19 protein-coding genes are annotated in these 19365 nt (G+C 71.4%); 5 read left to right on the forward strand and 14 right to left on the reverse strand.

The genetic code is table 11. The features are described from left to right. Positions 1–2: 2 nt before the first annotated feature. The 5 genes from F9C11_RS32025 to F9C11_RS32045 form a co-directional block, all read right to left on the reverse strand. Positions 3–689, reverse strand: a complete 687-nt coding sequence (locus F9C11_RS32025) for an SDR family oxidoreductase (RefSeq protein ID WP_409181087.1) — start codon at positions 687–689, stop codon at positions 3–5. A 19-nt stretch (positions 690–708) separates the two neighbouring features. Then, entirely contained in the window at positions 709–2088 is a 1380-nt protein-coding gene (rfaE2, locus tag F9C11_RS32030; protein ID WP_409181088.1) for a D-glycero-beta-D-manno-heptose 1-phosphate adenylyltransferase, read from the reverse strand. Then, positions 2085–2645, reverse strand: coding sequence for an SIS domain-containing protein (locus tag F9C11_RS32035; RefSeq protein WP_409181089.1), 561 nt, complete (start codon positions 2643–2645; stop codon positions 2085–2087). Before F9C11_RS32035 ends, rfaE2 begins: the two co-directional genes overlap by 4 nt. Positions 2646–2665: 20 nt before the next feature. Continuing rightward, positions 2666–4300: a carbamoyltransferase gene (locus F9C11_RS32040; protein WP_409181090.1), complete on the reverse strand. Its 1635-nt coding sequence runs from the start codon at positions 4298–4300 to the stop codon at positions 2666–2668. Positions 4301–4434: 134 nt separating this feature from the next. Continuing rightward, entirely contained in the window at positions 4435–5379 is a 945-nt protein-coding gene (locus F9C11_RS32045) for an NAD-dependent epimerase/dehydratase family protein (RefSeq protein WP_409181091.1), read from the reverse strand. A gap of 62 nt (positions 5380–5441) precedes the next feature. On the opposite strand from F9C11_RS32045, the gene F9C11_RS32050 reads away from it, so the two are divergent. Genes F9C11_RS32050 through F9C11_RS32060 form a run of 3 tightly spaced genes read left to right on the forward strand, consistent with a single transcriptional unit; the run spans position 5442 to position 8054 of the window. Further along, a complete protein-coding gene (locus F9C11_RS32050; protein ID WP_409181092.1) occupies positions 5442–6311 on the forward strand; it encodes a polysaccharide pyruvyl transferase family protein in 870 nt (289 codons plus the stop codon). Continuing rightward, entirely contained in the window at positions 6308–7162 is an 855-nt protein-coding gene (locus F9C11_RS32055) for a glycosyltransferase family 2 protein (RefSeq protein WP_409181093.1), read from the forward strand. Before F9C11_RS32050 ends, F9C11_RS32055 begins: the two co-directional genes overlap by 4 nt. Position 7163: 1 nt before the next feature. Beyond that, a complete protein-coding gene (locus tag F9C11_RS32060) occupies positions 7164–8054 on the forward strand; it encodes a glycosyltransferase family 2 protein (RefSeq protein ID WP_409181094.1) in 891 nt (296 codons plus the stop codon). A gap of 137 nt (positions 8055–8191) precedes the next feature. Here F9C11_RS32060 and F9C11_RS32065 read toward each other — a convergent pair whose 3' ends face one another. Genes F9C11_RS32065 through F9C11_RS32080 form a run of 4 tightly spaced genes read right to left on the reverse strand, consistent with a single transcriptional unit; the run spans position 8192 to position 11062 of the window. Further along, on the reverse strand, positions 8192–9403 hold the full coding sequence (locus F9C11_RS32065) for a glycosyltransferase (RefSeq protein WP_409181095.1): 1212 nt from the start codon (positions 9401–9403) through the stop codon (positions 8192–8194). Continuing rightward, a complete protein-coding gene (locus tag F9C11_RS32070) occupies positions 9403–10335 on the reverse strand; it encodes a glycosyltransferase (RefSeq protein WP_409181096.1) in 933 nt (310 codons plus the stop codon). Before F9C11_RS32070 ends, F9C11_RS32065 begins: the two co-directional genes overlap by 1 nt. A 60-nt stretch (positions 10336–10395) precedes the next feature. Continuing rightward, entirely contained in the window at positions 10396–10572 is a 177-nt protein-coding gene (locus tag F9C11_RS32075; RefSeq protein ID WP_409181097.1) for a hypothetical protein, read from the reverse strand. A 37-nt stretch (positions 10573–10609) separates the two neighbouring features. Further along, complete coding sequence (locus F9C11_RS32080) at positions 10610–11062, reverse strand: hypothetical protein (RefSeq protein WP_409181098.1); 453 nt, start codon at positions 11060–11062, stop codon at positions 10610–10612. A 121-nt stretch (positions 11063–11183) separates the two neighbouring features. Between F9C11_RS32080 and F9C11_RS32085 the strand changes: the two genes are divergently transcribed. Next, positions 11184–13568: a molybdopterin oxidoreductase family protein gene (locus tag F9C11_RS32085; protein ID WP_409181099.1), complete on the forward strand. Its 2385-nt coding sequence runs from the start codon at positions 11184–11186 to the stop codon at positions 13566–13568. 4 nt (positions 13569–13572) lie between these two features. Here F9C11_RS32085 and F9C11_RS32090 read toward each other — a convergent pair whose 3' ends face one another. After that, on the reverse strand, positions 13573–15603 hold the full coding sequence (locus F9C11_RS32090; RefSeq protein ID WP_409181100.1) for a CocE/NonD family hydrolase: 2031 nt from the start codon (positions 15601–15603) through the stop codon (positions 13573–13575). 73 nt (positions 15604–15676) lie between these two features. Here F9C11_RS32090 and F9C11_RS32095 point away from each other — a divergent pair, with 73 nt between their 5' ends. Further along, positions 15677–16567, forward strand: a complete 891-nt coding sequence (locus F9C11_RS32095; protein WP_409181101.1) for an alpha/beta hydrolase — start codon at positions 15677–15679, stop codon at positions 16565–16567. A gap of 142 nt (positions 16568–16709) precedes the next feature. Here F9C11_RS32095 and F9C11_RS32100 read toward each other — a convergent pair whose 3' ends face one another. From F9C11_RS32100 to F9C11_RS32115, 4 genes are all read right to left on the reverse strand, one after another. Beyond that, on the reverse strand, positions 16710–16940 hold the full coding sequence (locus F9C11_RS32100; protein WP_409181102.1) for a DUF2188 domain-containing protein: 231 nt from the start codon (positions 16938–16940) through the stop codon (positions 16710–16712). Between the two features lie 16 nt (positions 16941–16956). Next, entirely contained in the window at positions 16957–18228 is a 1272-nt protein-coding gene (locus F9C11_RS32105; protein WP_409181103.1) for an acetyl-CoA carboxylase biotin carboxylase subunit family protein, read from the reverse strand. Positions 18229–18248: 20 nt separating this feature from the next. Next, on the reverse strand, positions 18249–18809 hold the full coding sequence (locus tag F9C11_RS32110; protein WP_409181104.1) for a hemerythrin domain-containing protein: 561 nt from the start codon (positions 18807–18809) through the stop codon (positions 18249–18251). Between the two features lie 69 nt (positions 18810–18878). Next, positions 18879–19334: a MarR family winged helix-turn-helix transcriptional regulator gene (locus F9C11_RS32115; protein WP_409181105.1), complete on the reverse strand. Its 456-nt coding sequence runs from the start codon at positions 19332–19334 to the stop codon at positions 18879–18881. Positions 19335–19365: the final 31 nt, after the last annotated feature.

The raw sequence follows: 19365 nt of genomic DNA on the forward strand, positions 1-19365 counted from the left end.
GCTCACGGCCACGACCCCTCCTCCGACGCGCACACGACCAGTTCCCGCACCTCCGCGTCCGGCGGCTGGCCGAGGGCGAACGCGATCGTCCCGGCGACGTGTTCCGGCCGGTTCAGCTTCGCGTCGGCGGGCGGGCGGTACTGCTCCGTCCGGTCGTCGAAGAACCGGGTCCACATCCCGCCGGGCACGAGCAGCGTCACCCCGACCCGCCCGGCCAGTTCCGCGGCCAGCGCGCGCGTGAACCCGACCACGCCGAATTTCGAGGCGCAGTAAGCGGTCGCGTCGCTGACCGCCTTGATGCCGAGCGTCGAAGACACCGTGACGATCCGGCCGTGGGACTGCTCTAGGAACGGCAGCGCGGCACGCACCACGGCGACCGTGCCGAGGAGGTTCACGTGCACGACCCGCTCCCAGTCCTTGGCCGGGACCTCGCCGAGCGGGCCGCACGCGTCGATCCCCGCCGCGGTCACCACCCCGTCGAGCCCGCCTGCCCGGTCGGCCACCTCGCGCACGGCTGCCTCGGCCGCGCCCGAGTCCGCGAGGTCGACCTGCACGAATTCCACTCCGTCGGCGGGCCGCGCGCGGTCCAGCACCCACGGGGTGCCGCCCTCCGCGCGGACCGCCTCGACCGTCGCGGCGCCGAGACCGGACGCACCGCCGGTGATCAGGACATTGCCAAGAGAACGCATCAGACTCCCCTCGGAAGCTTCACTGGCCGGCCGCGGCGGCGACCAGCCTCGTCGTCGAATAGCCGGGCAGGGTCGGCACCAGCACGACCTCGCCGCCGTACCGCTCGACCACCGCCCGCTCGGGCAGCTCCGCCTCGGCGTAATCGCCGCCCTTGACCCAGACGTCCGGCCGCAGCCGTTCCAGGATCGCGACCGGGGACGATTCCTCGAAAACCACCACCGCGTCCACCACGGACAGCGCGGTCAGCAGCCGCGCCCGGTCCTGCGCGGACAGCAGCGGACGTCCCGGTCCTTTCAACCGGCGCACGGAACTGTCCGAATTCACGCACACCACGAGTGCGTCGCCGAGGGCTCGCGCCTGGCGCAGCAGGCTTACGTGGCCGGGGTGCAGGAGGTCGAAACAGCCGCCGGTGGCGACGAGCCGCCCGCCGGCCGCGCGGACGCGTTCCGCCACCGCGAAGGCGTTCCCGGCAGCGAAATCCGGCCCTGAAGAGTCCTTTGTGGACTCCGCGATGGAATCCTCCTTAATGGACAGTGCACTGGCCCCGCCCGCGGCGACGAACCGGGCTGCCGCCTCGACCGCGACGCGCACCGCCTCGGTGACCGACGCACCGTCCAGCAACCTGGCCGCCGCAGCCGCGGCGAACCGGTCCCCCGCGCCGCAGGTGTCCGTCGCGCTCCCGCTGACCTGCGCGCCTTCCGGTACCGAAATCCGCCGCACCGAGGTGCCGTCGGCCACCAGCGCACCGCGGGAACCGATCGTCACCGCGATTGTCTCGGCGTTCCAGCGTTCCCGCAGCAGGCCGGGCATTTCGAGCGCGTCCGGGACCACTGCGGTGGCCTCGCTGGCGTTCGGCGTGACCAGCCGCGCGCCCGGCACCGGCTCGGCGCCGCGCGGATGCGGGTCCCACACCACCGGAATCCGGGCCGCCAGTTCGGTCAGCACCTCCCGCAGCCGCGGGTTCCGGGTAATGCCCCGGCCGTAGTCGGACACCAGGATCGCCCCGGCGCCGCGCAACGCCTGCTCCGCGCGGTCCGGCAAGCCGTCGACGGACGCGGTTCCTTCGCCGGAATCCAAGCGCACCAGCGATTGCCCGGCCGCCCGGACCCGGGTCTTCGACACCGTGGCGCCCTCCAACGGGACCGGCACCAGCGTCACTTCCGGTTCGAGCAACGCGGCGAGCGTACGGGCGGAACGATCGTCGCCGAGCGCGGTCACGAGGGACACGTCGGCGGTCGACCGGGCCGCCAGCAACGCGGCGAGACCCGCTCCGCCGGGCCGCAGCCACCGGCTGGTCACGTCGACGACCGGGACGGGCGCGTCCGGGCAGAGCCGTTCCGCGACGCCCTCGGCGTCCACGTCGAGGAACACGTCGCCGACCACTACCAGCGGCTTCACGCGGGCACCCCGAGCGCGTCGTCCAGCGCTTCGCACAGCGCGTGCACGAGCGCCAAATGCAGTTCCTGCACCGTGGCCACGCTCGGCGCGTCGACCGCCACCGCGTCGTCGCACAGCGCGGCGAGCGGGTTCGGAGCCGGCCCGGTGAACGCCCAGGTGGTCACGCCGATTTCCTGCGCCGTTTTCGCCGCCGCCACCACGTTTTGGCTGGTGCCGCTGGTCGACAGGCAGACGAGCACGTCGCCGGGCCGCCCGTGGGCGCGGACCTGGCGGGCGAACAGCTCGGCCTCGTCGTAGTCGTTGCCGATCGCGGTCAGCGCCGAGGTGTCGGCATGCAGCGAGATCGCCGACAGCGGACGGCGTTCGCGCCGGAACCGGCCGACCAGCTCGCCGGTCAGATGCTGGGCTTCGGCGGCGCTCCCGCCGTTGCCGCACGCGAGCAACCGCCCGCCGCTTTCGAAAACACTGGCCAGATGCGTGCCCCACGCGGCAAGGCGCGGGGTGGCGAAACTCAGTCGCCGCGCGGCCGAACACAAGTCGGCGAAGTGGTCTGCCATGACGGCACCTCCTCGAAAAATCAGCGGTTCCGGCGACGCCGGACCACGAACGGCCCCAACGCCAGGACATCCACCGGAGCCGAACCGAAACACTCCAACGCGTCGCGAGGAGAATCGACCATCGGCCGCCCCGCGGTATTCAGGCTGGTATTGACGACCACCGGAAGCCCGGTCCGGTCCGCGAACCCGGAAAGCACGCGCGCGGTCCGCGGATCGCCGGCCGGGTCGACCGTCTGCACCCGGGCGGTACCGTCCACATGGGTCACCGCGGGCAGCCGTTCCCGCCACTCGTCGGCGACGTCGTGCACGAAAAGCATGTAGGGACTGGGAAACGGGCCGCGAGAGAAGATCTCCGGCGCGCGGTCGGCGAGCACCATCGGGGCCACCGGACGGAATTGCTCCCGGCCCTTCACGTCGTTGAGCCGCTCGAGATTCCCGGCGCGGCCGGGGTGCGCGAGCAGCGACCGGTGCCCGAGCGCGCGCGGGCCGAATTCGGCGCGGCCTTGGAACCAGGCCACGATCTGGTCGTCCGCCAGCGCCTCCGCCACCGCGTCCGAGACGTCGTCCGGACGCTCGTAGTCCAGTTTCGCTTTCTGCAGAACGGCTTCCAGCTCGTCGTCGGTCCACTCGCGACCGAGCGCGGCCTCCGACATCGGTTCGATCCGCTCGCCGGCGTCGGCCGCCAGCTGCAGTGCCGCTCCGAGCGCGGTTCCGGCGTCGCCGGCGGCGGGCTGGATCCATAGTGCTTCGAAGGGACTTTCCGCGAACAGCCGCGTGTTGGCCACACAGTTGAGCGCGATGCCGCCAGCGAGGGTCAAGGTGCGCTGCCCGGTCCGTTCGTGCAGCCAGCCAGCAAGCTCGAGGAGTACTTCCTCCAGTACTTTTTGGACACTGGACGCCAGATCAGCGTGTCGCTGCGCCGGTTCCTCCCCGGGAGAACATCGCGGGGCGAGCGCGGACCAGTCGATCGGTTCGGTGCGGAAACCCCCGTCCCCGGTCACGTAGACGCGCTCGCGCAGGTAATCGAGATGCACCGGTCCGCCGTAGGAGGCCAGCGCCATCACTTTGTATTCGTCGCTCGACCGCGCGAAGCCCAGATGTTCGGTGAGGTCCTCGTAGAACAGCCCGAGCGAATGCGGGAGTTTCTGCGCGGCGAGCTCTTTGAACCGTCCGTCGCGATATTCGCCGGCGAGATACGACGTGCTTTCGCCGCGTCCGTCCGCGACCAGGACCGCCGAGTCGCCCAGCGGCGCGGCCAGCGCGGCCGACGCGGCGTGCGCGACGTGGTGCCGGACGAACCGCACCTTCTCCTGGTCCAGGCCGGGCAGTTCGCTGGCCAGGAATTTCGGGGCCCGGCGGGCGAATTCGGTCCGCAGTTCCTCGCCGCTGGGATCGTGTCCGGCGAGGCCGGGTTCGACCAGGTCCGGATCGTAGGAAAACCCGACCGCGTCGAGGTCGGCCGCGGTGAGCCCGGCCCGCTCCAGGCACCAGCGGGCCGCCTGGCCGGGCTGTTCCCACGCCGAGAACGGCACCGCCTGCTTGCCGTGCTTGCGCCGGCTGAACCGCTCTTCCTCGGCCGCCGCGACGATCCGGCCGTCGACGACGAGCGCGGCGGCGGGGTCGTGGAACACCGCGTTGATTCCCAGGAAGCGCACCCGCTCACCCCTTCTCCTCCGGCGCGGACCCGGGTGGTCCGCCGTCCCGGGAGCACTACCCGGCGAAGTCGGGGATAAACGAAACCACCGGAAAAGCCCAGGACGTCGCTACTCCGCGAAGCGGCTCTCCCGCTTCACGCGGCGGCGGCCCGGTGCGCGGCGAACCATTCCGCGGTGCGTCGCAGGCCCTCCCCCGCCGGGACCCGCGGCGCCCAGCCGAGCGCTTGGCGCGCCAGCGAAATGTCCGGACACCGCCGGCGCGGATCGTCCACCGCCGCGTCGACGTGCACGATCCGCGACGCCGAGCCGGTGATCGCGATCACCCGTTCCGCGATCTCCCGCACGGAAAGCTCGTCCGGGTTGCCGATGTTCACCGGTCCGGAATGGCCGGACCGCGCCAGCGCGAGCAATCCGTCGACGGTGTCGTCCACAAAACACAACGACCGCGTCTGCCGTCCGCTGCCTTCGACCTGGAGCGGCTCGCCGGCGAGCGCCTTGGCGATGAACGACGGCACCATCCGGCCGTCGTCCGCGCGCATGCCGGGCCCGTAGGTGTTGAAGATCCGCGCGATCCCAGTGTTCGCGCCTTCGCCGCGCCGCATCGCGCTGGTCAGCGCCTCGGCATAGCGCTTGGCCTCGTCGTACACGCTGCGCGGGCCGATCGGGTTGACATTGCCCCAATAGCTTTCCCGCTGCGGATGCTCCAGCGGATCGCCGTACACCTCGCTGGTCGACGCGAGAACGAACCGCGCCCCGCGTGCCGCGGCGAGAGCGTTCTCAGTGCCTGCCGAACCGACGCGCAAGGTCTCGAGCGGCAGCCGGAAGTAGTCCCGAGGGGACGCTGGGGAAGCCAGGTGGAACACCACGTCGACCGCGCCGGGAACCGGGATCGGCTCGGTCACGTCGTGCTCCAGCAGTTCGAAGCGCGGATGTCCGGCGACCGCGTCCAGCGCGCCGGGGCGGGCGGTCGCGAGATTGTCCACCGCGGTCACTCGCGTGCCTTCTTCGAGCAGTTTCGCGCACAGCCGCGCGCCTACGAATCCGGCTCCGCCGGTGACTACCGCGTGGGAGAAAACCATGCCGCGCCGGATACCCGCGCAGCGCCGCGTTAACCCCCGCGACTCACGGGTAACCGCCGGGCATGCGAGTACTCCTGACCGGCTGGGCGAGCTTCCGGCGCGGCGAGGCGACCGCGGGCGACGTGCTGAGTTTGCGCGCGGTGAGCGACGTGCTGACCGAAGCCGGGGTCGACCACCTGACCGCGTGGAGCCCCGCGTTCCGCCCCGAAGGCCCGCACCTCGACGACGCTCCGCCGGACGCGTTCACCCATGTCGTTTTCGCCTGCGGCCCGTTGCGCGGCACGCAACTGCGAGAACTGCACCAGCGCTACCCGCGGTGCCGGCGGCTGGCGATCGGCGTGTCCGTGCCCGATCCGGCGGACCCCGCGGTCACCGGATTCGACGTGGTCCTCCCCCGGGACGACGGAGATGCCTGCGCCGCCGACCTTTCCTTCGCCGGATGGGTCGCGTCGCCGCCGGTGGTGGGCGTGGTCCTCGCGCCGGGCCAGCCCGAGTACGGCGCGGACCGGCGGCACGACGCGGTGCACGCGACGCTGGCCGAATGGCTGCGCGACCTCGACTGCGGCCGCGTCCCGCTCGACACCCGCCTCGCCACCGACGACTGGCGGCACTGCGCGACGCCGGACCAGTTCGTCAGCACGCTGTCCCGGTTGGACGTGCTGGTCAGCACCCGGTTGCACGGGCTCGCCCTCGGGCTGAAGGCCGGGGTCCCGGTGCTCGCGATCGACCCCGTCGCGCACGGCGGCAAGGTCACCGCGCAGGCGACCGCGCTGCGCTGGCCCGCGATCCTGCCCTCGAGCGCCACCCGGGCCGACCTCGACAAGTGGTTCGAATGGTGCTGCTCCGCGGAAGGACGCGCCCGCGCCGCCGCCGAACACCCGTTCCCCGGGCCGCTGGCCGAACTCGTCGGCGCGCTCGAGGAAACGCCGTGAACCGGACGACCGTCGTCGTGGCCACCCGCGACCGGGCCGACGAACTGGCGCGCACGCTGACCCGGCTGTCCACAATGGACCCGCCGCCGCCGGTGATCGTCCTGGACAACGGCTCGGCGGACCACACGGCCGAGACCGCCGCTTCCTTCGAGCGGGTCCGGGTGATCCGGAGCCCGCGCAACCACGGCGCCACCGCGCGCAACCAGGGCGTCATCGCGGCGCGGACTCCGTACGTCGCGTTCAGCGACGACGATTCCTGGTGGGCCCCGGACGCGTTCCGCCGCGCCGAAACGATTTTCGACACGCACCCGCGCCTCGGACTCCTCACCGGACGGACGCTGGTCGGCCCGGAAGAACGCGAAGACCCCATCAACCCGGCGCTGGAACGAAGTCCGCTCGGGACGCCGCCGGACGCGCCCGGCCCGCTCGTGCTGGGTTTCCTGGCCTGCTCCGCGATCGTGCGGCGGTCGGCGTTCCTGCAGGTCGGCGGATTCGACCCGATGCTGCACTTCGGCGCCGAGGAACAGCTGCTGTCCTACGACCTCGCCGCGGCGGGATGGCAGCTCTGCTACGCGGAAGACGTGGTCGCGCACCATCATCCGTCGCGGTCCCGGCCGTCGCCCGGCTGGCGGCGGCGAGCCGAGGCGCGCAACCACTTGCTCATCGGCTGGCAACGCCGCCCGGCCGACGTCTGCGCGGCCCAGCTGCGGCGGCTGTTCGCCCGCGCCCGGAGAGAACCGGGCCTGCTCGCCGCGCTGCCCGCCGCCGCGGTCCGGCTGCCGCGAGCGCTGGCCCGCCGCCGGGTGCTGCCCGCGGCGATCGAACGCCAAGCCCGGCTGACGGAGGGATGACATGGACCGGACGTCCGTTGTGGTGATCACCCACAACCGCCGCGAACAGCTGCGGGAAACCCTGAAACACCTGGTCGCGCTGCCCGAGCGGCCGCCGGTTCTGGTGGTGGACAACGCTTCGGAGGACGGCACCGCCGACCTGGTCGCGCACGACTTCCCGGACCTGCGGCTGATCAAGCTCGACCGGAACCTCGGCGCGGTCGGGCGCAACCTCGCGGTGCGCGAGGTGACCACGCCGTACGTGGCGTTCTGCGACGACGACACCACCTGGCAGCCGGGCTCCCTCACCCGCGCCGCCGACGTGCTGGACGCCCACCCCGGCCTCGGCTCGGTGACCGGCCGCTGCCTGGTCGAACCGGATCTGCGCGAGGACCCGATCACGCCGGAAATGCGGTTCTCGCCGGTGCCCGGCCCGGACTGGATGCCGGGCCCGGCGCTGCTCGGCGTGATGGCCGGGCTGACGATGTTCCGCGTGCGCGCGTTCCGCGACGCCGGTGGCTTCTCGCCGCGCCTGTGGCTGGGCGGCGAGGAGGAACTGCTCGCCCTCGACCTGGCCGCGCGGGGCTGGCGGATGTGCTGGCGAGAGGACGTCGTGATCCACCACGCCCCGTCGAAACTCCGCGACCCGCGCCGGCGGCGGGGACTGGGGATCCGGAACACCTTGTGGACGCTGATGTTGCGCCGCCCGTGGCGTTCGGTCCTCCGCCGGGGCGCGGCGGTGCTGGCCTCCGCGCCCCGGGACCGGACCACGCTCGCCGCGGTGGCGGAGTGCCTGCGGGGATTGCCGTGGGTGCTCCGGGAGCGATCCGTGGTCCCGGCCGAGGTCGAGCACGGATTGCGGTTGCTGGAGGAGCCGCAGCGAAAGTCCGTCGCGCGCCGCTACACCGGATAGCGGAAATGATATGGCACCGCCGCGGCGGCGGAATGCCTGCGGGGGCTGCGGGAAGGACCACAGCGGAAGTCCGGATAGCCGTCCGTGAGGGGAACCCTGAAGGAATCAAAGTCTCCCAGGCTTCCCCTCACGGACAGTCAGCGCACCGCAGCCCAGTCGGAAGCCGCCACCGGCGCCGCCTTCTCGTACGCCCGCACCGTCTCCGCCGCGATCCGGTCCCACGAGTACCGCGCCCGGACCCGCTCCTGTCCCGCCGTCCCCAGGGCCTCCAGCTCCGCGGGTTCGTCCAGCAGCGCCCGCAACCGGGTCGCCAGCCGGGACGGATCGCGCGGCGGCACCAAGCGGCCGGTGATTCCGTCCACCACCGTGTCGGTCAAGCCGCCGACCGCCGCGGCCACGACCGGCACTCCGCAGGCCATCGCTTCCAACGGAACGATTCCGAACGGCTCGTACCAGGGCGTGCACAGGACCGCGTCCGCCGAACGCAGCAACGCCGGCATCTCCGCCCGGCTCACCTGACCTGCCAGGTGCACCCGGTCGGCCACCCCCAACCGCTCCGCGAGGCGGCGCAGCCGCTGGGCCTCCGGGTCCCGGGACAGCGCGCCGGAGGCCGGGCCGCCCGCGATCACCAGCTCGGTCTCCGGGACCCTCGGCAGCGCGGCGATCGCCAGGTCGAACCCCTTGCGCGGGACCAGCCTCCCGACCGAAACCAGCCGCTTGGGCGCGGTCCGCTCCGCGACCGGGCCGCCGACGCCGAACCGGTCCAGGTCGACCCCGCACGGCACCACCGAGATCCGCTGCCGCGGCACCCCCTGGCGAGCGAGTTCGAACACCTCGTCCGAACAGGTCGCGACGATCCGGTCGACCTGCTTGCCGACCATCCGCTCCAGCCGCATCCGGTCCGGCGGGCTCGTGTCGGCGTCGCCCTGATGCCGCCGCTTCACCACGCCGAGCGCGTGAAACGTCTGCACCGTCGGCACCCCGGCTTCGCGCGCGGCGAGCACCGTTGCCACGCCGGACATCCAGAAATGCGCGTGCGCCACGTCCGGCGGCTCCTCCGTCCACCGGTCGCGCAGCCAGCTGCCGAATTCCCCCATGTGCGGCAAAAGCTCGTCCTTCGGCAGCCGGCGCGCCGGACCGGCCGGAACGTGCACCACCCGGTAACCCGCCGGGGTCTCCACCGTCTCGGGCGGGTTCGGGTCGTTGCGCCGCGTGTAGACAGTCACTTCGTGCCCGCCGCGCGCCAGCGCCGCGGAAAGGTCCGCCACGTGCACGTTCTGCCCGCCGGCGTCCTCCTCCCCCAGTGCGGCGAGCGGGCTGGCGTGTTCGGATACCATCGCGATCCTCATCAGACTCCTTCCGCAGCGGGGGCGGTTTCGGCCAGCAGGCGGTCCCAGCGCGACAGGAACGCGTCGAGACCGAAGTGCGCCAAGGCGTGTTCCCGGGCCGCTTTCCCGGCCAGAACGGCAAAATCCGGTTCGTGCACCAGCTCGCGGAACCGCCGCGCGAGCACTTCGATGTCGGCGGAGCACACCCCGGCGTCCGGGGGCACCGCCGAAGGCGCTTCGGTAGAGGCGACCGCGACGATCGGCATTCCCAGGTGCATCGCCTCCAGCAGCGACAGGCCGAGCGACGTCCAGCGCGCGGTGTGCAGATACACCCGGTGCCGGGCCAGCTCGTCGTGCAGCCGCGGCGGGCGCACGTCGCCCTGTCCGCCGGGCAGCTCCTCGGTGCCCATGCCGAACACGTTCACCGGCGCGATCTCGCGGAACGCGGGCAGCAGATCGGCGCCGGTCACCCGGGCGCGCCGGCGCGGTTCGTTGATCATCGCCGCGCCCGCGGGCAGCTCGCCGGTGTAGCGCTCGCCCGGGTCCGGGATGCCGTGCGGGATGACCGCCACCGGGGCGATCCCGTTGTCCCACATGAGCGCGTTGTACGAGGTGACGTGCACGATCGGCACCTCGTCCTGCCCGGCCATCGGATGCCGGGACACCGCGGCGCCGTGCCGGGGCGCGTTGTGCTCGACGTACACCATCGGCACCCGCGAGCCCAGCTGCGGCCGCACGAACGCGGCTTCCTCCGGCCGCTGGAGCACGACCACGTCCGGCCGCGCGTCCGCGAGCCGGTCGACGGGGACCTCGGTCGCCGCGGGCCAGTCCCGTCCCGCCAGCCCCAGCCCCCACGGGGCGCCCTCGGGGCTCGCCGGGACGAAATACTCGTGCCGGCCGCGGACGAACGCGTCGGTCCACGATCCGTGCACGTGCCAGAGCAAGATCCTCATGCGCCCTGGCTTAACCCCGCCGATCAGACGTTAAACCAGGCCTTGTGCCGGGTACCCCGGTCAGCTTTCGCCGCGGAAATTGTCGCCCGACTGGGGATGCCCCCGCTTCGACCGGCCCTCCTCGTCCTCCAGCGGGCTCTCCGGCTCCGGCCGCCGGGGCGGTCGTCCCTCGTCGTCGTCCACCTGCGCCCGGCGCGGATTCGCCGTCTTCCGCTCCGCATGCCGCTCGTCGGTCATGCCGCCTCCAAACCGGTTGTGTTCGCTCCTTCTCGAGTCACCAATCCGGGCGGCGCACCGCCGGGAGCCGGTCGAGCGTCGCGACCACCGCCGCGGCGACCCGCGGTTCGCTCAGCGGAGCACCCGCCGGACCGTGCGGAAGCACCTCGACCTCCACGCCCGCCTCACGGGCCGACGCGACGCGGGTGCCGTGCGCGGCGAACCAGTCGCCGGACGCGCGGCCGTTGCCCTCCGGATCCGGCCCGACGAGCAGCACCGACCGCACCGCGTCCGGGTACCGTTCGGCCAGCCGCAGCGCGACCGGCACCCACTGGCCGCCCGCCACCACGTCAGCCAGCGGCTTCGCGCCGGAGGCCTGTTCGAGCAGCGCGGGGGCCCGGTCGGGCGGGCAGTGCACGACCCGGTGCTCCGGAGCCGCCTGCCGCCAGCCCGGCGGGGCCTCGCCCGTCGCACCTTCGTCCAGGACCACGAGCATCCGCTGCTCAGTCATCTGCCAGGCCTCCTTCGCGCCTCTTCCCGGCGGCGTACCCGAGGGGGCGGGGCCGAAACCCGGAGTTTGGCCGCCGCCTGCGCGGGTACCCCGGCGGGTCGGCCGGGAAAAGGGAGGCAGGGTGCGGGACGGGATCGCCGAACCATGGGGCACGCGCACGCCGTACGGCCCGGGCGAGGACTGGCCGGTGCGCGTGGACTGCCACCTCGCCGACGGCTTGGAGGTCGGCGAAGTCGACCGCTGGGTCCGCACCGCCGCGGTCCTGCACTCGAACGGCGACGGACTCGACATCGCAGTGAAGGACGGCCGCATCGCCGGCGTCCGCGGCCGGGCCGACGACCGCGTCAACCGCGGGCGGCTCGACCCGAAGGACCTCTTCGGCTGGCAGGCGAACAACGCGCCGGACCGGCTGCGCACCCCGCTCGTCCGCGACCACGGGGTGCTCCGCGAGTCCACTTGGGACGAAGCGATGGACCGGATCGTCCAACGCAGCCGCGAGTTGCTCGACGCCGAAGGCCCCAGCTCGCTCGGCTTCTACACCAGCGGACAGCTTTTCGCGGAGGAGTACTACACGCTGGCGGCGATCGCCCGCGGCGCGCTGGGGACGAACCACCTCGACGGCAACACGCGATTGTGCACCGCGACCGCGGGCGAAGCGCTGAAGGAAAGCTTCGGCTGCGACGGCCAGCCGTCGTCGTACACCGACGTCGACCACGCCGACGTCATCGCGCTGTTCGGGCACAACGTCGCCGCGACGCAACCCGTGCTGTGGTCCCGCATCCTCGACCGGCTCGCCGGACCGCAACCGCCACGGCTGCTCTGCGTCGATCCTCGCAAAACCCCGGTCGCGGAAGCCGCGGAGCTGCATCTGGCCCCGCTGCCCGGCACGAATGTCGCGCTGATGAACGGGATTCTCCACGAAGTCATCCACCACGGCTGGTGCGACGACGCCTGGATCGACCAGCACACCGTGGGGTACGACGATCTCGTCAAGGTCGTCCGGGACTATCCGCCGGAGCGCGCCGCGGCGCTCTGCGGGGTCCCGGCGGACGAAATCCGGGCCGCCGGAAGGCTGGTCGGCACCACTGACCGGCTGCTGTGCACGGTGCTGCAAGGGTTTTACCAATCGCACCAGGCGACGGCCGCCGCGGTGCAGGTCAACAATCTCGTGCTGCTGCGCGGGATGCTGGGCAAACCGGGCTGCGGCGTGCTGCAGATGAACGGCCAGCCGACCGCCGAGAACACCCGCGAATGCGGCGCCGACGGCGATCTCACCGGGTTCCGGAACTGGAACAACGACGCGCACGTGGCCGAACTGGCCGAGCTGTGGAACGTGCCGGCGGAGCAGATCCCGCACGACGGCCCGCCGACCCACCTGATGAAGATGCTCGACCTCGCCGAAAGCGGCGACCTGCGATTCTGGTGGATTTCCGCGACCAACCCGGCGGTGTCGCTGCCGGAACTCGCGCGGGTGCGCAGGATTCTCGGCCAAGACAGCCTTTTCCTCGTCGTGCAGGACGCGTTCCGCACGGAAACCACGGAATTCGCCGACGTGGTGCTGCCCGCGGCGATGTGGGGCGAGAAAACCGGCACCTTCACGAATGCCGACCGCACCGTGCACCTGTCCGAGAAAGCAGTCGACCCGCCCGGGCAAGCACGGCCGGATCTCGACATCTTCCTCGACTACGCGCGCCGAATGGAGTTACGCGACCGCGACGGCGCGGCCTTCCCGCCGTGGCACGACGCCGAATCCGCCTTCGCGGCTTGGCAAAAGGCTTCCGCCGGACGCCCCTGTGACTACAGTGGACTGTCCTATGAGAAGCTCCGCGTGGTCAGCGGAGTACAATGGCCGGTCGACGAAGCCCATCCGGACGGCACCGAACGGCTTTACGCCGACGGAAAGTTCTTCGCCGACCCGGACTACTGCGAGGAATACGGCAAGGATCTGCAGACCGGCAAACTGGTCGAGCCGGAGGAATACCGGGACTACAACCCGCACGGCAAAGCCATGCTCAAACCCGCCGAATACCTCGTTCCGAAGGAACCGCCCAGCGCCGGCTACCCGTTCGCGTTGATCACCGGGCGAACCCTGTACCACTTCCACACCCGGACCAAGACCGGCCGCGCGCCGCAGCTGGAAACCGCCGCCCCGGAGGTCTGGGCCGAACTGTCCGGCCGGGACGCCGAACGCGCCGGGATCACCGAGGGCGACCTGCTCGAGATCCGCACCCCGCGCGGACGCGTCCTCGCCAAGGCGCGTCCGTGCGGGATCCGCGACGGGGTGCTGTTCCTGCCGTTCCATTACGGCTATTGGGACACCGCCGACCCGACCGGCGCGGACGGGGTCCGGGCGGCCAACGAGCTGACCATCACGGACTGGGATCCGGCGTCGAAGCAGCCGCTGTTCAAGACAGCCGCCGCGGCGCTGCGCAAGGTCTCCGACGGGACGGTGAAGGAAACCATCGCGCTCGGCGACCGGGCGGTGTCCGAACAGCTCGTCGAATAGCCCGTCACAGGAGGTCGCGCGGCACCCGGCGATGCCAATTCCGCGACACCAGCCGCCGGTCCCCCTCGTAGCCGTCGAGCTGGGCGTCGATCACGAACTCCTCCGGCGTGCAGGTGACCCGCGTGTAGGTCTCCGTCCGCACCAGCCAGTCGTCCCGCTCGAACGTCACCGTCCACGCGGTTTCCGCGGCGGGGGAACAGAAATCGTCTGCCACCCACGTGTAGCGCTCGTGCACGTCGCGGGTGATTTCCAGGTCGATGTCGTCGTAGCGGATCGTGCCGGAGTTCTTCACGATGTCCAGTGCCGAGTGGTACTCCACCAGGTCCCGCGACACCGTCCACTTCTGCTCCGGCCGGCTCACCTGCGTGGTCGGCAGCGGCGGCGTCCCTTCCGGCTCGCCGAACTCGTCCGGCTCGACCTCGTCCGGTTCGCCGATCGGCCGCACCGGCAGGGTCAGCGCGCTGGCGCCGGTCCGCACGGCGAGAGTGACCGGCTTTGGCGGCGGCCACGCGAGCGGCCAGTACGAAGTGGACAGTGCGAGCCGGATCCGGTGCCCGGCCGGAAAAGCTTGCGCCACGCCGTTCAGCTCGAAGTCCACAGTGCACTCTTCGCCCGGCGCAAGCGGTTTCGGCTCCTCGTGGCCGTCCCGGTGGGTGAGGTTCAGCAGGCCGTAAGTGACCCGGGTCGCCCGGCCGTCCGGCGCGACGTCCGAAAGCCGCGCGGCCACCATCGCCACCGGCTGGTCCGCCGAAACCCGCAGCCGCACCACCGGGGCACCGAGGATTTCGCAACGCTCGGTGAGCACGTCCGTCTCGAACACGAGCGACCCGCCGTCCTCCTCGCGCTGGTCGTACGGCAGGTCCGGCGGCGCGCTGTACGACGCCCATTTCCCGGCGAACTGCCCGACCGACAACGGCGACGAGACGCTCAGCGACTCCTCTTCGACCGGTTCGCCGGGCCGGGCGAGCCGGTGCCGCGCCAAGGGGTACTCGGTCGGCCGGACGTGCGGCGAAGGCCATTCCGCCTCGCCGACCCAGCGGCCGGGACGGTCCTCGTAGGACGTCGACGGCGGCACGCTTTCCTGCATCCACGTGCGCAGGACCGGGCCGTCCATCGCGCCGTTGTCGGCGCCCTTGAGCCAGTGGTCCCACCAGCGCACGACCTCCTGCAGGTAGCCGATCGCCGGACCGGGCTCGCCGAGGTGGGGGTACTTGTGCGACCACGGCCCGATCAGCCCCCGGCACGGCACGTCGAGATTCGCCAGCAGCCGGGTGACCGCGTTGGAGTACCCGTCGGCCCAGCCGCTGGAGGCGAGCACCGGGCACTGCACCCCGGAGTAGTCCTCGGACACCGAGGCGTGCCGCCAGTAGCTGTCCCGGCGCTGGTGCCGCAGCCACTGTTCGGCCCACAGACTGCAGTTTTCCAGCCGTTCCCGCCACATGTCCCGCCAGCGGTCCCCCACCAGCGCGGGATCGGGCGGCATCGTCGCCTCGCCGAACATCGTCCCGGACTCGGCGATGTTGTCCGACAGCAGGCAGCCGCCCATGTAGTGCATGTCGTCGGCGAACCGGTCGTCGGTGAACGACGAGATGACGATCGCGCCGAGGCTCGGCGGCTTGCGCGCGGCCACCTGCAGCGCGGCGAACGCGCCCCAGGAAATGCCCATCATGCCGGTGCGCCCGTCGCACCACGGCCGGTCGGCGAGCCAGGCCAGCACGTCCTCGGCGTCTTGTTGCTCCTGTTCCAGGTATTCGTCCGCGAGCACGCCCTCCGACTCGCCGGAGCCGCGCAGGTCGACGCGCACGCAGGCGTAGCCGTGCCCGGCGAGATAGGGATGGTGGATCGAGTCGCGGACGGAGGTCAGGTCTCGCTTGCGGTACGGGATGTACTCGACGATCCCCGGCACGGGCAGCGATTCCGATCCGGCGGGCCGCCAGATCCGCGCCGCCAGCCGGGTGCCGTCCGAAACCGGGATCCGGACGTCCTCGTCCTCGATGATCTCGTACGGCAGCGAGGGAAGAGCGCGCGTGATCATGCCTGCCGGGTACCCGGACCGGCGAGTCCGAAACGGGTGTTGCCCGTGGGAGCGAAACGGGTACCCGTCGCACATGATCAGCATGAAAGCCCAGCTGTATCAAGCGTACCTGCGTGCGACGCGGCAGAAAGCCTTCTACGACGACGCCCGCGTGCTCCACCAGCGCCTGCACCGCCACCAGCGGCCGGCGCAAGCCCGGCCGCCGCGGAAGCTGCGCAAGCAGTTCGACCTGGAACACCGCGAGGTGCACGGCTTCCCGTGCTGGACCGTGCGGCCGCGGGCGAACGCCGGGCTGCACGTCTTCCACCTGCACGGCGGCGGGTACGTCGAGGAAATCGAATCGCACCACTGGGAATTCGCCGCCGACCTGGTGCGCCGGCTCGGCTGCACGGTCACGCTGCCGATCTACCCGCTCGTCCCGCGGCACAGCAACGTCGAGACGATTCCCATGGTGCACGCGGCGTTCGAGCAAACGCTTGGTTCAGAACCAGCGGAAAACACCGTCCTGTCCGGGGATTCCGCCGGCGCCGCCCTCGCGCTGTCGGTCGCGCAGCGGCTCCGCGACGAGGGCCGTCCGCAGCCGAAACAGACGATCCTGATCTCGCCGTGGCTCGACGTGACGCTCGAAGACCCGATTTCGGTCGTATTGGACGAACACGACCCGATGCTCGGCATCACCGGCCTGCGCGAGGCGGGCAAGATGTACGCCGAGGGCACCGATCCGCACGACCCGCGGATCAGCCCGCTGTACGCGGACCTGGCCGGGCTGGGCCCGTTCAGCCTGTTCATCGGCACCCGCGACGTCCTTCTCCCGGACGCCCGCCGCTTCGCCGACCGCGCCCGCGACGCCGGGATCGACGTCGACTACGCGGAGTATCCCGGGATGTTCCACAACTGGCTGATGCAGCAGATCCCCGAGGGACGCCAGGCGCGCAACCACATCGAACGCATCCTCCGCCGGTAGCGCGGGCGGCGCTCGTCGAGCACGGCGGCGTTTTCCCGCTCCGGCAACCCGATCGCCTCGGTCTCGCTGCCCTTTCCGCACCGGCACGCCCGGCCCGCTGTTCGTGGCCGGGATTCTCCAGCCCGCCGCCGAACACCCGGCGTCATTCCAACGGCAGCGGCACGCCGCGACGACTCGTCCGGTAGTCGTCGCGGCTCGCCACCTTTCCGTCCTCCGTGCGGACAATGTGGACAGACCGTCGAGCCTTCGCCATATGCCGTCCCGTTTTCACCGCTTCCTCACGGGACTTCGCCGTGTTCGCCGCGCGCTGGTGCCCCTCCACGCGGTTCTTCCACAGCTGGTTCTCGTACCGCGTCTCGACGTCGCCCTCCACCGTCTGTCCCTCCTAGTCAGTCCTCGAACTCAAACCGCAGCCGTTCCTGGCACTTCTCGTACTTGGCCTCGAGTTCGTCCTGGCTGTCCGCCCCGATGACCAGCTCCGCCAGCTCGAACGAGTAGCTGTCCTGCTCCGGAAGGTCCGACAGCCGCTGGCCTTCCTCCGGCGTGATCGAGATCGTCGTGCCGCCGAGTTCCCGGCACAGCTCGGCGATCTCGGCCTCGGTCGGAATCCGCGTCACCACCGCGTCGCCGTCGAAGCGGCGCAGGTAGCAGCGGCCGGCGATGCGGTACTGCCCGCGGCCGCGCGGGAAGTCCGGTTCCCGGCCGAGCCCGAGCCGGACCATGATTTCGTGGTTGGCCACGCCGTCGACCAGCTCGAACAGCTCCGCGTGCGACTGCGAGTGCCTCGGGTTGATCTCCAGCAGGCACACCTGCCCGGACCGCGGGTCGCAGAAGAACTCGATGCTGAACGTGCCGTTCTCGAAGCCGACCTGGCGCATCACGCGCTCGGCGACGTCGAACATCCGCCCGACCGTCTCGTCCGGCAGCTGCGACGGGTACTGGTGCCGCAAAAACGAGGACCGGCCGGGGAAATCGACCGAATCCAGCGCGGCGTACAGGTGCGGTTCGCCCTTCCAAACGTACCCCTCGACCGCCGCCTGCACCCCGCGCAGCTCGGTTTCGGCCAGGCACGCGGCACCGCCGACCTCGGCGATCTCGCGCGGCAGCTCGACCTGGCGCAGCACGTCCTCGAACGCGTCCCCGACCCGTCCGACGCCCTCCCGCAGTTCCTTCACGGCTTCTCGGAAGCCCTGTTCGTCCCGCACGTGAAACGCCAGTTCCGACGAGAATCCCTTGACCGGCTTCAGCCACATCGGGAAGTCCACCCCCGGCGGCGGCTGCGGGTCCCCGTCCAGGTCGACGATGCCGAACCCGGGCAGCTCGTCGATCACCTTCCGCTGTTCGAGCCTGCTCCAGTACTTGTGCTCGCACTTGAGCACCGCCGGCAGCGGCACGTGCGGCAGGCCGTGCTCCTCGCACAGCAGCGGGGCCATCGTGGCGGCCGGGAAGTCCCAGTAGCTCACGATCGCGGCGGGCTCGCCGTCGAAGTCGTCCAGCTGCTGGCGGGCCTTCTTCATCAGGTCCGGGAAGTCGATCTCGCCGTGCTGCAGCTCGTCGGGGCTGAGCAGCGGGCGGAACCGCAGCCCGGCCGCCGACGGGAGTCTCTTCAGGATGCGCTCGTTCTCCTCGTCGAGCCCGAGCACGAACACGTCGTCAGTCATCGTTCAGCTCTTCCGTCCAGTCAGCTCTTCCGCCCGGCCAGCGCGTCGCGGATCTTGTCGACGATCGCCGCGCCCGGAGCGAGGACCAGGTTCGCCGGCGGGGTGCTCGGCGCGTGCGGATGCGGCCGGGTCGGCGCGGCCTTCTTCGCCGCGAGCACCCGTTCGCCCAGCTTGTCCAGTTCCTCGGCGGAACACGCGTCGCGCAGCCGCGGCAGCAGGCCGTTCTCCTCGTCCTTGATGTGGTGCCGCACGTCGGCGATCAGCTTGCCGAGCAGCTCCTCGAACTCCGGTTCGCCGGGCTTCTTGCGCTCGAGCCGCTTCATCACCTTCTCGGCCTCGGCGTGCTCCTCGATCTCGTGGTCGGCGATCTCGTCGCCGTCGTCGAGGTACTTGCGCGCCGCCGGGTACATGAGCTGCTCCTCGGCGACCGAATGCCGGACCAGCTCGGCGATCACGTGGTCGACCACGTCTTTCCGGTTGCCCGCCTCGGGTTCGCTCTCGAGTTCGGCGAACACCCGCTCCACGTCGCGATGGTCGTCGGTGATCACGGTGACCAGGTCGGTCCTGGTGGGTGCGGCCATGCTGCCTCCTCGGGTGTCGGGAAACCTCCGGTTACCCGTTGTGCCGCACGGCAACCACCCGGAGCGGAACTACCCGGCCGCCTGTGCCCGGTCGTCCGCGGCCACCACCCGCCGGAGCAGGGAGGTCAGCGTCTCGCGTTCCTTCGCGGACAGTGCGGAAAGGAGCACGTCCTGCGAACGGCTGGCCTCGGCTTTCAGCTCCCGCGTCAGCGCCTTCCCGGACGCGGTGAGCGCGACGCGCTGGCGCCGCCGGTCGTCCGGGTCCCGTTCGCGGCCGACCAGGTCCCGGCGTTCCAGTTCGTCCAGGTAGCCGACGAGGTGGCTGCGGTTGAGGCCGAGCCGGTCGGCGAGCGCGTGCTGCGCCAGCGGCCCGAAGTCGGAAAGCCCGGCCAGCACGGCGAAATGCGGCAGCCGGAGGCCGTGCGTCTCGAGCGCGCCGGCCAGTTCCCGCCGCCCGATCCGCGCCACGTGCCCGGCCAGGTACGACGGCAGCGCGAGCAGGGTCGGCGGGCGCAGTTCGTCCATGCCGGAATCCTACCGCTGGACAGATATCATT

It is taken from the genome of Amycolatopsis sp. VS8301801F10 (assembly GCF_046195355.1).
In the GTDB taxonomy this organism is placed as follows: domain Bacteria; phylum Actinomycetota; class Actinomycetes; order Mycobacteriales; family Pseudonocardiaceae; genus Amycolatopsis.